This window comes from Streptomyces sp. NPDC006516 (assembly GCF_040611875.1).
Lineage (GTDB): Bacteria > Actinomycetota > Actinomycetes > Streptomycetales > Streptomycetaceae > Streptomyces.
Genome location: NZ_JBEXPD010000006.1, coordinates 32886 through 45684 on the forward strand (window position 1 = coordinate 32886; position 12799 = coordinate 45684).

The window sequence follows — 12799 nt, forward strand, 5'->3', positions numbered from 1 at the left end:
GCCGGAGCAGTGGTAATGCCGACAGTGTTGTGGAGGCCCCTCATGCAGGCATGGCGAGTGCACCGGAACGGCGAACCGAGCGAGGTGATGGAGCTCGAAGAGGCGGACCGGCCCACCCCCGGGGACGGGCAGGTGCTGCTGAAGGTACGCGCGGCGAACATCAACTTCCCCGACGCGCTGCTCTGCCGTGGCCAGTACCAGGTGCGGCCCCCGCTGCCCTTCACCCCCGGCGTGGAGATCTGCGGCGAGACGGAGGACGGGCGCCGGGTACTCGCCACCCCCGCCCTCCCGGACGGCGGCTTCGCCGAGTACGTCGTCGCGGACGAGGCGGCCTTGCTGCCGGCTCCCGACGCCCTGGACGACGCCGAGGCCGCGGCTCTCCACATCGGCTACCAGACCGGCTGGTTCGGGCTGCACAGGCGAGCCCGGCTCCAGGCCGGGGAGACGCTGCTGGTGCACGCGGCGGCGGGCGGCGTGGGCAGCGCGGCCGTCCAGCTGGGCAAGGCCGCGGGCGCCACCGTCATCGGAGTCGTCGGCGGGCCGGAGAAGGCGGCGATCGCCCGCGAACTGGGCTGCGACCTCGTCATCGACCGCCGGAGCGAGGACATCGTCGCGGCGGTGAAGGAGGCCACCGGCGGACGCGGCGCGGACGTCGTCTACGACCCGGTCGGCGGAGACGCCTACGCCAAGTCCGTCAAGTGCATCGCCTTCGAGGGGCGCGTCATCGTCGTCGGCTTCGCGAGCGGCACCATCCCCACCCCCGGTCTCAACCACGCGCTGGTCAAGAACTACTCGGTCGTGGGACTGCACTGGGGTCTCTACAACACCAAGGACCCCGCCGCCGTACGCGCCTGCCACGACGAGCTCACCAAGCTCGCGGCGCAGGGCGTCATCAAGCCGCTGATCAGCGAGCGCGTCCCGATGGTGGACGCCGCGCGTGCGGTCCAGCGGGTCGCGGACGGCAGCAGCACCGGCCGTATCGTCGTCCTGCCGTCAGGAGGAACCCGATGAACACCGCCATCGACGCGGCGCAGATCCGCGGTCTCACCCAGGAACTGCTGGCCGCCCACCCGCCGGCCTCGACCGGACGCGCCGACTTCCTCAAGGCGCGCTTCGATGCCGGACTGGCATGGGTGCACTACCCGGTCGGGCTGGGCGGACTCGACGCGCCCCGCTCCCTGCAACCCGTGGTCGACGCCGAACTCGCCGCGGCCGGCGCGCCCGACAACGACCCGCGCCGCATCGGCATCGGCCTCGGCATGGCCGCACCGACCATTCTCGGATACGGGACAGACGAGCAGAAGCAGCGCTTCCTCCGCCCGCTGTGGGTGGGGGAGGAGGTGTGGTGCCAGCTATTCAGCGAGCCCGGGGCCGGCTCCGACCTCGCCGCGCTGGGCACCCGTGCCGTCCGGGACGGCGAGGACTGGGTGGTCGACGGGCAGAAGGTCTGGACGTCCAGCGCCCATGTCGCCCGCTGGGCGATCCTGATCGCCCGCACCGACCCGGACCTCCCCAAGCACCGGGGCATCAGCTACTTCATCTGCGACATGAGCGACCCGGGCGTCGAGGTCCGGCCGCTGCGTCAGATCACCGGCGAGGCGGAATTCAACGAGGTCTTCCTCACCGGCGTACGCATCCCGGACAGCAGGCGGCTCGGCCCGGTCGGCGAAGGCTGGAAGGTCGCGCAGACCACCCTGATGAACGAGCGCGTCTCGATCGGCGGAGCCCGTATCCCCCGCGAGGGCGGCATGATCGGCACCGTCGCGAAGACCTGGCGCGAACAACCCGGCCTGCGCACCCACGACCTCCACCAGCGGCTGCTGACGCTGTGGGTCGAGGCCGAGGTGGCCAGGCTCACCGGTGAACGCCTGCGCCAGCAGCTCGTCGCCGGGCAGCCCGGCCCCGAAGGCTCCGGCATGAAGCTCGCGTTCGCCCGCCTCAACCAGGAGATCAGCGGCCTCGAGGTCGAACTCCTCGGTGACCAAGGGTTGTTGTACAGCGACTGGACCATGCGCCGACCCGAGCTCGTCGACTTCACGGGGCGCGACGCCGGCTACCGCTATCTGCGCTCCAAGGGCAACTCCATCGAGGGCGGTACGAGCGAGGTCCTGCTCAACATCGTCGCCGAGCGCGTCCTCGGTCTGCCCGTCGAGCCGCGTAACGACAAGGACGTCGCCTGGAAGGATCTTGCCCGATGACCGCACAGACCGAACCCGCCCAGGCGCCCGACCTGCTGTACTCGGAGACCGAGGAAGACCTCCGGTCCGCCGTGCGCTCGCTGCTCGGCGACCGAGCCGACGCGCCGACGGTGATCGCCGCGATCGAGTCCGACACGCCGTACGACCTGCGCCTGTGGGAGTCGCTCGCCGCCGGCATCGGCGCGGCCGGGCTGCTCGTGCCGGAGAAGCTGGGCGGTCAGGGAGCCACCCACCGCGAGGCCGCCGTGGTCCTGGAGGAGCTGGGCCGCAGCGTCGCCCCGGCGCCGTACCTGACCAGTTCCGTGGTCGCCACCGAGACCCTGCTCGCCCTCGGCCCCGGGAACGGCCCCGTCGCCGAACTCCTCGGTGAGCTCGCGGCCGGCCGTAAGATCGCCGTCCTCGCTCTGCCCTTCGCCACGCCCGCCGCCGACGGTGCCGGAGCCTTCACCGGCGCCCTCGACCGGACCGTGCCCGGGGTCGCGGACGCCGCGGCGGCCGACGTGCTCCTCGTTCCCACCGCGGATGGTCTGTACGCGGTGGAGACCGGTGGCGCGGGTGTCGGCGTCCAGCCCCTCGTCCCGCTCGACCTGACCCGGCCGCTCGCCACGGTCACCCTCGCCGGGGCCACGGGAACCAGGCTGGCGGACGCCGGGCCCGCGGCCGAGGCCGTGACGCGGGGCCTTCTGGCCGGGGCGGGGCTCCTCGCGTCGGAACAGCTCGGGCTCGCCGAGTGGTGCCTGACCGAGACGGTCCGGCACACCCGTGAACGCCACCAGTTCAACCGGCCGGTGGGGTCGTTCCAGTCGCTCAAGCACCGGATGGCACAGCTCTGGCTGGAGGTCGTCTCCGCGCGCGCCGCCGCCCGCAACGCGGCCGACGCGCTGTCCACCGGCAGCCCGGACGCGCCGCTCGCCGTGGCCGTGGCGCAGGCGTACTGCTCCAGGGTCGCGGTGCACGCGGCGGAGGAGTGCGTCCAGCTGCACGGCGGAATCGGGATGACCTGGGAACACCCCGCCCACCTGTACCTGAAGAGGGCCAAGGCCGACTCGATCGCGTACGGCACGGCGGGGCGGCATCGCGAGACGGTCGCCGAGCTCATGGAGCTCCCCGCCCCCTGATTTCCGCTTTCTTATCTCCGCTCCTGAGGCCCGGCCGAGGGCGGGGCACGTGAGACATGTGCCCCGCCCTTCCGTCGGCGCTCCGTGCCGGGTGGCGGCGGAAGGGGGGAACAGAAGGCGCAGCGCAGCCGACGGGCGGACGACGACGGCCCCAACTCTTGGCAGGTACCTGCCTTTCAGCCCGTCCCCGCGTCCATACTCGTCGCGTCCGCCCGCTCTGCCCGCCTCCCCGCTTCAGGAGACCCCCCATGGCACACCTGACCCGTCGCAGAGTCGTCACCACCGCCCTCGCCACCACCGCGGCAGGCGTGTTCATCCCGTCCCAGGTCGCCGTCGCCGCACCTGCCACCGCGGCGACCGGGCGGCCCGTGGGACGCCGCCCGCTCGCCCAGGCCCACGCGCACAACGACTACCTGCACCCGCACCCGCTCCACGACGCCCTCGCACACGGTTTCACGAGCGTCGAGGCGGACATCTTCCTCGTCGACGGTGAACTGCTCGTAGCCCATGAGGCGGAGACCCTCGACCCCTCACGCACCCTCACCGGGCTCTACCTCGACCCGCTGCTGGCCCTCGTGCGCGCCCATCACGGATCCGTCCACGCAGGACACCGCGCTCCGCTGCAACTGCTGATCGACATCAAGACCGACGGCGCCGCCGCCTACCTGGCCCTCGACGAAATCCTCCGGCGCTACCGGCACATGCTCACCCGGTCCGTCCACGGCCGGGTCCGCACCGGCGCGGTCACTCCCGTCATCTCGGGCGACCGCGCGGCCCGCGCCCCCATGGAGGCGCAGACCACCCGGTACGCCTTCTACGACGGCCGTCCCGACGACCTCGGCAGCGCGGCACCCGCCTCCTTCATCCCGCTGATCAGTGGGAACTGGACCCAGAGCTTCAGCTGGCTCGGCACCGGCCCCTTCCCCGCCGCCGAACGGGACCGGCTGCACACCCTCGTCTCCACCGCCCACCGTGCCGGACAGCGCGTCCGCTTCTGGGGCACGCCCGACGTGGCCGGCCCGCAGCGCGACGCCGTGTGGACCGAGCTCCTCGCCGCGGGCGTCGACCACCTCAACACGGACGACCTCGCCGGGCTCGAGGCCTTCCTCCGCCACCGCCAGAGCCGTGGCGGAAAGGACCGCTGACCGAGCCTGCGGTCACCGTGCGTCAACACCCGTTCGGCCGACACGCCAGTGCGCCGAACGGTCTCCCCGCTGCGCCACACTGGCGGCCGAATGCCGCAAATCCGGCGCGGCGGAGGAGGTTGGCCATGGCCGTTTCGATCTCAGTAGTGCTGCTCCTGCTGATCCTCGCAGTGATCTTCCTGCGCAACGGCGGGCTCAAGGTCTCGCACGCGATCGTCTGTGCCCTGCTCGGGTTCCTTCTCGCGGGCACGAGCATGGCTCCCACCATCCACGAAGGGATCACCGCCACCGCGAACGTCGTGAGTGACCTGCGGCCCTGACGGCCTCCCCTCTCCAGGTGGGAGAATGTCGTCCCGATCGTGGCAGAGTGCCGCACGGGTCCCGTACGGGGCGATACCGTCGTACGCGGGCCCCTGCGCGCGCTTCGTCGACATGGCTCGGACCTGACCGATCCCGGCCACGCACCTGGAGAACGCAGCAATGTCATTTCCGCCCCCCGGACGGCAGTCGGGCGCCGCGCACCACGAGTACTGCAACAACGCCCTGTGCTGCCGGTGCCAGCAGCGGCAGTGGACGACGAAACTCGGCGACGAACGGCTCTGCGGCCCCTGCGCGGCCTGTTGCCGTGACTGCGGGCGGGCTCCCGCCCCGCATGTGGACGGGCTCGACGACGGACTCTGCGCGGAATGCCGTGGCCAGTGCGGCCGGTGCCAGCGACGGCTGCCTCCCCAGGGCCCCTGCCCCTGCAGGAAGTGGCAGTCGCGCGCGAGCGGCGACCCGGTCGCCTACATCCTCCAGGCCCTCCCGCAACCGCTGGTCCAGGCGCTCGGCCACCGGCACCCCCGAACGGTGCACGACCTGATCCACCGGGAACTGGCCCGGCGCACCCCGAACCAGCTCCTGGAACGGGTCGAGCGCCGGTGGAACGTCCGCTGGTCCCACGCCCTGCACGAGAAGGACGAGGACGGCCGCCGCCGCTGGGCGCCGCAGGAGGTCGCCGAGGCCCTCGTGAGCCCCAGCCGCTGCGCGAACCCGCACTGTGAGGACGGATACCTGCTCACCACCGACACCCCGTGCGGCCAGTGCCTGCGGCCCACTCACCGCTTCGTCACCTCCGTGGCCGACCGCACGGCGACCTCGGACCACGCCCGTGCGGCAGCCGCGCACATCCGGCGGGCGCTCGTCGAAGGCCGCTCCGTCAAGCCCGGCAGCCGGGGGCCTGCGGGCTGACCCACGTGCGGCGGTAGGGGAGAAGAACTAAAATGGTCGCAGCGCGGCATTGAGCACGACGGCGTAGTCCGGTCATGAACGAGAACATCGAGGACTACGCCCTGATAGGCGACCTGGAAACCGCGGCCATGATCGGCCGCGACGGGTCGATCGACTGGCTGTGCCTGCCGCGTTTCGACTCTCCCGCCTGTTTTGCCGCCCTTCTGGGCACGGGCGAGAACGGATTCTGGCGTGTCTCACCCGCCGGAGCGGGCCTGGGCACTCATCGCGCCTACCGGGCCGGCACCCTGGTCCTGGACACGTTCTGGGACACCCCGTCGGGCACGGTGCGCGTCACGGATTTCATGCCGCCGCGGGTGGTGCGCCCCTGCATCGTACGGATGGTCGAAGGGCTGTCCGGTTCAGTCCGCATGCGCAGCGAGCTGAAGCCACGTTTCCATCAGGGCCGCGTCGTTCCGTGGGTGCGCGCCACCGAGCGCTTCACCGTGGCGACGGCGGGTCCCGACTCCACCTGGCTGGGCACGGAAGGCCCGGTACAGATGTCCGGCGGACCGGATTCCACGGTCGGTGACTTCACGGTTTCGGCTGGGGAGCAGGTGACGCTGCAACTGGTCTGGGCGCCGTCCCACCTGCCGGATGTGCCCTCGGCGCTCCGCATCCCCGCGGCGACGATGCTCAGGGAGACCCAGGGGTTCTGGCGGTGCTGGGTCTCCCGGTGTCAGTACCAGGGGCCCTCGCGAGAGGCCGTGGTGCGGTCACTGATCACGCTGAAGGCACTGATCTACGCACCGACCGGCAGCGTCGTCGCCGCTCCGACCACCTCGCTCCCCGAGCAGCTCGGCGGCGAGCGCAACTGGGACTACCGGCACTGCTGGCTGCGCGACTCCACCCTCGCGCTGTCCTGTCTGCTGCGCAGCGGCTACCAGGAGGAGGCGACCGCCTGGCTCGACTGGCTGCTGCGCGCGACCGCGGGTGGGCTCTCAGGCCTGCAGAGCGTGTACGGCCTGGGTGGCGAACGGCTGCTGCCGGAGACCGAAGCCCCCTGGCTGCCGGGATACGAGGGATCACGTCCGGTGCGGTTCGGCAACGCCGCCGTGGAGCAATACCAGCTGGATGTGTACGGCGAGGTGCTGGACACCCTCTACTGGGCCCTCCGGGCAGGGGTCACGATGAAGCCGCGGATGTGGAGTCTGGTCAAGGAGCTGATGGGCTACCTGCTGATCCACTGGCGGGATCCCGATCAGGGGCTCTGGGAGGTCCGGGGCCCGCGACGGCACTTCGTCCACTCCAAGGTCATGTCGTGGGTGGCGGCGGACCGGGCACTGCGGATGGGGGAGATGCTCGGCAGGAACGGCACGTCGAAGGAGTGGCGGGCCATGAAGGACACGGTCCACCGGGAAGTGTGCCGGGAAGGCTGGGACGACAGCCGTGGGTCGTTCGTGCAGACCTATGGCGGGACCGCTCTGGACGCCTCGGCCCTGCTGATTCCCGGGCTCGGCTTCCTGCCCGCCAGTGACGGGAGGGTGCGAGGGACCGTCCGGGCGATGCGGGCGCTCGACCAGGACGGGTTCCTGTACCGGTACAGGCTCACGGGGCCCGGGGTCGACCGCGTGGACGGCATGCCGGGTTCCGAATGCCCGTTCGTGGCGTGTTCGCTCTGGTACGCCGATGCGCTGGCGGCCACCGGGGACCTCGACGAGGCCCAGAACGTCTTCGATCGCGTGCTGGCTGTACGGAACGACGTGGGGCTGCTGTCCGAGCAGTGGGATCCGGCGGGGCGACGGCAACTCGGCAACGCTCCGCAGGCGTTCAGCCACATCTCCTTGGTGGAGACCGCGTTCGCCATGCAGCGGATGTCGCTCGGTCACGGGGACCGGGGCGGGGACGAGCGCTCCTCGCTGCGCACCGCGGTGAGCAGCAGCATGCCGGAATCCCCGTAGTCCGGCAGGCTGGGGTCGGCATCGATGCGGGTGACCGCCAGGTGTTCGGTGAAGGGTGCGAACGCGTCCGAGACGAGCTCCCGATTCACCGGAAAGCCCGGCCACCGCGATGCCGGGCCGATCTGGTAGGTGGGCATGTTCTCCATGAAGGCGGCGACCAGGTACCCGCCCGGTGTCACGGAGCGGATGAAGAGGCGGCAGAAGTCGAGGAACTCGACGTGATCCTCGGTCACGCCCTCGGCGACGAAATGCATGGACGCGAGGCCGTACGTACCGGGTGCCAAGGTCCGGACGTCGCTGTGGACGACGTGGACCCCTCGCAGCGCATCCGCCGGCGTGGCGGGCAGGGCAGGGTTGAGCCGTCTGCACAGCTCGTGGAACGAAGACCACGTCGCGTCCGGCGGTCCGGCCACCTGCTGCTTCAGATAGCCGACACACTTCGCACTCGTCTCCACCGCGTCGATGTGACGGCTCACGGCGGAGGACAGCATGAGGGGGTACAGGTTGGGTCCGGCGCCGAATTCCACGGAGCGGGCGATGCTCCCGGGCGCGAGGCGGCGGTAGAACGCGGAGTGGTGGCTGATGACCGCCGCATCGGAGGGGTGCAGCTCCCGGTAGTTCTCCGTGAGGTAGTCCTCGACGGGCCAGCTGTCCCAGTCGACGTGGTCGTTGAGTACCGGAGGTGTTCCGGCCGGATGTGCGGACACGATGAGGTCATCTCCCGTCGGTGAAGGCGAATCGCTGGGACAGGCCGGTCAGCGCGTCGTTGAGCTGGTCGATGTCCTCGTCCGAGTTCAGTGCCGTGATCTGCACCCGGAAGCCCACCTGGTCGCGGGGGACCAGCGGATAGGCGGCCAGGGTCACGTAGATGCCCTGCTCCCACAGGTACTCGGCGACCGCGTCGATATCGCTTCCGCCGCCCAGCGGGATCTCCACGATCGGTAGCCGGTCCGTGTTGAGCGTCGGCAGACCGAGCTCACGGAGGTGGTCGAGTACGCGGACGGTCTTGAGGTACAGGCCGGCGCGAAGGGCGTCCCCCCGACGCTCGTTCACGTCCAGACCGGCGAGCGCCGTAGCGAGTGACGCTGTCGGGGAGGGGCCGGAGTACAGGTACGGCGCGGCGTCGACCTTCAGGCGGTTCTTCAGGCGGGTGGGCAGAGCCAGAAAGGCGAGCAGCGAGGAGTACGCCTTGGAGAATCCGCCGACGAGCACGATGCCGTCGTAGGTCTCGCCCATGTGCCGGACGACGCTGTTGCCCCGTGCCCCGTACGGGCAGGACTCGGCTGCGGCGCGTTCTCCGACCACTCCGAACCCATGGGCATCGTCCACGTAGAGCGTCGCGTTCCTGCGCCTGCAGATCGCGGCCAGGGTCGGCAGGTCGGGGATGTTGCCGCTCATGCTGTTCACCCCGTCCAGACAGACCAGACCAGGCGGCCCCGGCGGGATCCGGGCGAGCAGCATCTCCAGCTCCTCGGGACGGTCGGCTCGGAAGCGGTGCAGCGTAGCCCCCTTGGCCCGGGCCGCCAGACATCCGTCGTACACCGTCCGGTGGGCGGCGGCATCGACGTAGACGTGCCCCTGACCGGCGAGAATGGGGATGACCGAGGTGTGGATGAGCGTCACGGTAGGCAGCAGCAGGGTGTCCTGGACGCCGAGGAGAGCGGCAAGTCGCTCCTCGATCTCGACGTACAGCCGCGGGCTGCCGAGCAGCCTCGACCAACTGGGGTGTGTTCCCCAGCGGCGCACGGCCGGCTCGATCGCCGCGATGATCTCGGGGTCGCGGTCGAAGCCCAGGTAGTTGCACGAGGCGAAGTCGACGAGCCAGTGGTCGCCACAGCGGATGTGCCGGCCGTCGACCTCGTCGAGGACGGCGTCGCACATCGCGCTCGTCCGCCGGAGTCTGTCCAGATCCTCCCACCGCGCGTGGGTCGACGAATCCGCGGGCGCCGGAGCGGTGTCACGCATGGATGGTCCTTTCCCGGACGGGTCCTCATCGAGTGGTGCCGCTCCGGCTCAGCAGATGTCCTCCCTGTTCCACGGTCATGGGACGGGCGAAGAGGAACCCCTGCCCGCACCTGCATCCCAGGGCCGTCAGCAGATCGCGTTGGGCCGTGTTCTCGATGCCCTCGGCGATCACCTGCAGTCCGAGAGTGTTGGCGATGCCCAGGATGCCCTCGACCAGTCCGAGCTTCTTGCTGTCCTCTGTGATGCCGTCGATGAACGACTTGTCGATCTTGAGTACATCGACCGGGAACTCCTGCAGATAGCGCAGCGAGGCGAATCCTGTGCCGAAGTCGTCGATGGCGATGCGGACCCCCAGGCCCCTGAGCTGCCGCATGACCGAGCGCGCCTGTGCCGGCTCCGTCACGAGGGCGGTTTCCGTCAGCTCCAGCTGCAGGGAACCCGGGGCGAGACCGGAGGCCTCCATGACGTCGCTGACCCTGCGCGGAAAGCCCTGATCCCGGAACTGCAACGCGGAGACGTTCACGCTGGCGTAGGGGGAGGGGGAGGAACCGGACACCCGCTGCAGACCGGCGACATCACTCGCGGCATGGTTCAGTACCCAGGCGCCGAGCATGTTGATCTGGCCGCTCTCCTCCGCGATGCTGATGAACTGCTGGGGTGGAAGAAGCCCGTGACGCAGGTGCGACCAGCGGACCAGTGCTTCGAAGCCGAGGACGGCATCACCGTCGGTGATGTCGACCACGGGCTGGTAGCGCAGGACGAATTGGTTCTCGGCTATGGCGGAGTCCATCGCCGACTGCAGCTCATGCCGTTCCATCATGCGCATGTGCAGCCGGGGCTGGTATCGATGCCACCGATGCTTTCCCGCGGCCTTGGCCGCGTACAGCGCCAGATCCGCGCGGCCCAGCAGGTCCTCGGTGTCCACGCTGTCCATGCCCGTCGCGACACCCACGCTGACGGTCACGCTCACCGTTGCGTGTGGCAGTCTGAACGGCCGACTCAGTGCCTGCACGAGCTGCGCCGCCAGGAGTTCGGCATCCAGCGGCCGCTTCGCGTCCTCCATCAGCACCGCGAACTCGTCACCTCCCAGCCGGGCCGCGGTGTCGCTGCGGCGCAGTGCGGCCGACAGCCTGTTGGCCACCGCGACGAGCAACTGGTCACCGACCGAGTGCCCCATCGAGTCGTTGACCAGCTTGAAGTCGTCGACGTCCATGAAGAGCACGCAGGTGAGTGCCGATTCGCGCCGGCCGCGCAACAACGCCCGCCCGATGCGCTCCAGCAACAGGGCCCGGTTGGGCAACCCGGTGAGCGGATCGTGGAAGGCGCGCTGTGTGAGCTCGTGCTCCAGCGCACGCTGTTCCGTGACGTTTCGGAGGGTGACGACCAGGCCGCGGACGGTCGGGTCGTGCCGGAGATTGCTGCACTTCACCTCCACCTCCACCAGGCCGCTCTCGTCGGGGATGCGCCAGTGGTCCTTGGCGCTCCGGCCGCTGCTCTCACGCGCGCTCGCCAGCGTCCGAGCCGCCCGGTCGGCTTCGCTCGAGTCGACCAGAGCCGGCAGTGCTACGCCGTTCAACGGAACTCCCCCGAAGACACTGCTTGCCGAAGGGCTCGCGTACCGCACCGTGTCGTCGTCGTCGATGATCAGGATCACGTCCGAACCGTTGCGCACGAGCGTACGGAAGTAGGCTTCGCTTTTACGCCGGATGATCTCCTCACGGAGCGTGACCCGTTCCATCGCGAGCCCCGCCTGCGAGGCAAGGATCTCCAAGGAACCCCATGTCTCGGCGAGCTGCTTCTCGGGGCCTGCCGCCAGGAGGACACCTGTCTGCGGGCCAGGACGGTCGGGGTTGACCAGCGGACACACCAGGGTGGCGGGCAGAGTGCCGAGGGCGGCGACGATGCGGGGGTCGAGTTCGGTGGTGGAAACCTGCCGAGTGCCGCTGAAGGCCGGCAGCCCGGGGCTCGGCATCTGGTCCGTGACAGTGGCGGCGAGCGGATCCGCCGGCTCGGCGACCGTGTCGGCGATATTCAACTCCGCGTACAGATCGGCGGAGTGCTGCGGTGACAGCAGCAGACTGCCGTGCGGGACCGAGGGGCCGAACAGCGCGTCGACCGCGGATTCGCAGGACAGCGCTATCTGCCGAGGCCGGTCCGCGGCCACCAGCGACGACGACGCGTTGCGCAGCGCATGCTCTCGGGCCAGGGCCTTGCGATGGGCCACGACCATGCCTGCCAGCCGGAAGATGACCAGGAGGTACAGACCGCCGGTGAAGCCCCCGATCACGGTCGCGTCGTCGGCGTTGCCCAGCAAGGCCTCCCAGAGCAGGATCGCCGGCGCGACCAACGTCGCCACGGCCAGCAGCACCAGCCGCCTCGGCCGTGGCAGCACGTGCTGGCGCTGCGGCGAGCGGGCCGTCAGCGCGACCATCGAGGGATGAAGCGCGGCCAGTCCCCAGGCCGCGTAGAAGAGGACCCAGCCGATGTCCAGCAGCGTGCCCACGTGCCAGGTGCTGTAGAGCTGGAGGATTCCGTACAGGATGTCGAATCCCAGAACGGTGACCGTGCCGAGGACGAGGAACTGCACCGACCTGTTACTGCCGGCCGGCTGGCTGGGTGTGAGCAACCTGAAGAGCAGAGCCAGCACGAGAACGTCGCCGAGCGGGTAGGCCATGCTGACGGCGCGCTCCTGCCATGTCATGCCCTCCACATCGGTGAGCGGCCGCATCAGGCTCACCCAGACCACCAGGGCAAGTGCCCCGGTGAAGATCAGCGCGTCCAGGAGGCTGGGCAGATCCCGGTTCAGCCAGCGGTACCTCAGCAGCCCCAGCAGCCCGGCTGCCAACAGCGGATAGGTCAGGAGGTACGCGACATCCGCCGCCGACGGGAAGGGGGCGGCGACCCCCAGGTACACCTCGAGCACGTTGTAGACGGTGTCGCCGACGGCGAAGGAGAGAAGGCCTCCTGCGAGGAACCACCAAGGCCAGCGATGTGCGGGACGATTCAGGTGCACACCCGCCAGCACCGCCGCGAATCCGCTCAGCCCGATCACGGCCCACAGAGGGGTTCGCAGGTCGGCGAACGCGAGGTACAGGGCGGTGACGCACAGGACGAAAGCGGTGTACGCGGCCATCGGCCGATGTGCCCGAAGCACTGGCGAGCGCCTCCCTGCGTTGCCGGACACCGAGCCGGGAGAACTTTTG

The 12799-nt window shown here is 70.1% G+C and carries 10 protein-coding genes; 7 read left to right on the forward strand and 3 right to left on the reverse strand.

Annotated features, from left to right (window positions below; all coding sequences use genetic code 11):
- Nucleotides 1-42 precede the first annotated feature (42 nt).
- The 7 genes from ABZY45_RS18365 (at nt 43) to ABZY45_RS18395 (ending at nt 7631) form a co-directional block, all read left to right on the forward strand.
- Nucleotides 43-1011 carry an NADPH:quinone oxidoreductase family protein gene (locus ABZY45_RS18365; RefSeq protein WP_356741154.1) on the forward strand — a complete coding sequence of 323 codons (969 nt, stop codon included), beginning with the start codon at nt 43-45 and terminating at the stop codon, nt 1009-1011.
- The gene (locus ABZY45_RS18370) at nt 1008-2198 is read left to right on the forward strand and encodes an acyl-CoA dehydrogenase family protein (protein ID WP_356741156.1); all 1191 of its coding nucleotides are present in this window, start codon (nt 1008-1010) and stop codon (nt 2196-2198) included. Before ABZY45_RS18365 ends, ABZY45_RS18370 begins: the two co-directional genes overlap by 4 nt.
- Nucleotides 2195-3316 carry an acyl-CoA dehydrogenase family protein gene (locus ABZY45_RS18375; protein WP_356741158.1) on the forward strand — a complete coding sequence of 374 codons (1122 nt, stop codon included), beginning with the start codon at nt 2195-2197 and terminating at the stop codon, nt 3314-3316. Before ABZY45_RS18370 ends, ABZY45_RS18375 begins: the two co-directional genes overlap by 4 nt.
- 248 nt (nt 3317-3564) lie before the next feature.
- Nucleotides 3565-4461: a phosphatidylinositol-specific phospholipase C/glycerophosphodiester phosphodiesterase family protein gene (locus ABZY45_RS18380; protein ID WP_356741159.1), complete on the forward strand. Its 897-nt coding sequence runs from the start codon at nt 3565-3567 to the stop codon at nt 4459-4461.
- A 125-nt stretch (nt 4462-4586) separates the two neighbouring features.
- Complete coding sequence (locus ABZY45_RS18385; RefSeq protein WP_356741160.1) at nt 4587-4781, forward strand: hypothetical protein; 195 nt, start codon at nt 4587-4589, stop codon at nt 4779-4781.
- Nucleotides 4782-4941: 160 nt separating this feature from the next.
- A complete protein-coding gene (locus tag ABZY45_RS18390; RefSeq protein ID WP_356741162.1) occupies nt 4942-5691 on the forward strand; it encodes a hypothetical protein in 750 nt (249 codons plus the stop codon).
- 74 nt (nt 5692-5765) lie between these two features.
- The gene (locus tag ABZY45_RS18395; RefSeq protein WP_356741164.1) at nt 5766-7631 is read left to right on the forward strand and encodes a glycoside hydrolase family 15 protein; all 1866 of its coding nucleotides are present in this window, start codon (nt 5766-5768) and stop codon (nt 7629-7631) included.
- On the opposite strand, the gene ABZY45_RS18400 is transcribed toward ABZY45_RS18395, so the two are convergent.
- The 3 genes from ABZY45_RS18400 to ABZY45_RS18410 are packed head-to-tail and all read right to left on the reverse strand — an operon-like array spanning nt 7556 to nt 12729.
- Nucleotides 7556-8338, reverse strand: a complete 783-nt coding sequence (locus ABZY45_RS18400; protein ID WP_356741166.1) for a class I SAM-dependent methyltransferase — start codon at nt 8336-8338, stop codon at nt 7556-7558. The two genes, ABZY45_RS18395 and ABZY45_RS18400, sit on opposite strands and share 76 nt — an antisense overlap.
- Before the next feature lie 7 nt (nt 8339-8345).
- The gene (locus tag ABZY45_RS18405) at nt 8346-9596 is read right to left on the reverse strand and encodes a pyridoxal phosphate-dependent aminotransferase family protein (RefSeq protein WP_356741168.1); all 1251 of its coding nucleotides are present in this window, start codon (nt 9594-9596) and stop codon (nt 8346-8348) included.
- Nucleotides 9597-9621: 25 nt separating this feature from the next.
- Nucleotides 9622-12729, reverse strand: coding sequence for an EAL domain-containing protein (locus tag ABZY45_RS18410; RefSeq protein WP_356741170.1), 3108 nt, complete (start codon nt 12727-12729; stop codon nt 9622-9624).
- Between the last annotated feature and the right edge of the window lie 70 nt (nt 12730-12799).

Excerpts from the sequence above, each read along its gene's own strand:
- ABZY45_RS18365 (WP_356741154.1), top strand. The coding sequence starts at position 43 with ATGCAGGCATGGCGAGTGCACCGGAACGGCGAACCGAGCGAGGTGATG.
- ABZY45_RS18370 (WP_356741156.1), top strand. The coding sequence starts at position 1,008 with ATGAACACCGCCATCGACGCGGCGCAGATCCGCGGTCTCACCCAGGAA.
- ABZY45_RS18375 (WP_356741158.1), top strand. The coding sequence starts at position 2,195 with ATGACCGCACAGACCGAACCCGCCCAGGCGCCCGACCTGCTGTACTCG.
- ABZY45_RS18380 (WP_356741159.1), top strand. The coding sequence starts at position 3,565 with ATGGCACACCTGACCCGTCGCAGAGTCGTCACCACCGCCCTCGCCACC.
- ABZY45_RS18385 (WP_356741160.1), top strand. The coding sequence starts at position 4,587 with ATGGCCGTTTCGATCTCAGTAGTGCTGCTCCTGCTGATCCTCGCAGTG.
- ABZY45_RS18390 (WP_356741162.1), top strand. The coding sequence starts at position 4,942 with ATGTCATTTCCGCCCCCCGGACGGCAGTCGGGCGCCGCGCACCACGAG.
- ABZY45_RS18395 (WP_356741164.1), top strand. The coding sequence starts at position 5,766 with ATGAACGAGAACATCGAGGACTACGCCCTGATAGGCGACCTGGAAACC.
- ABZY45_RS18405 (WP_356741168.1), bottom strand. The coding sequence starts at position 9,596 with ATGCGTGACACCGCTCCGGCGCCCGCGGATTCGTCGACCCACGCGCGG.
- ABZY45_RS18410 (WP_356741170.1), bottom strand. The coding sequence starts at position 12,729 with ATGGCCGCGTACACCGCTTTCGTCCTGTGCGTCACCGCCCTGTACCTC.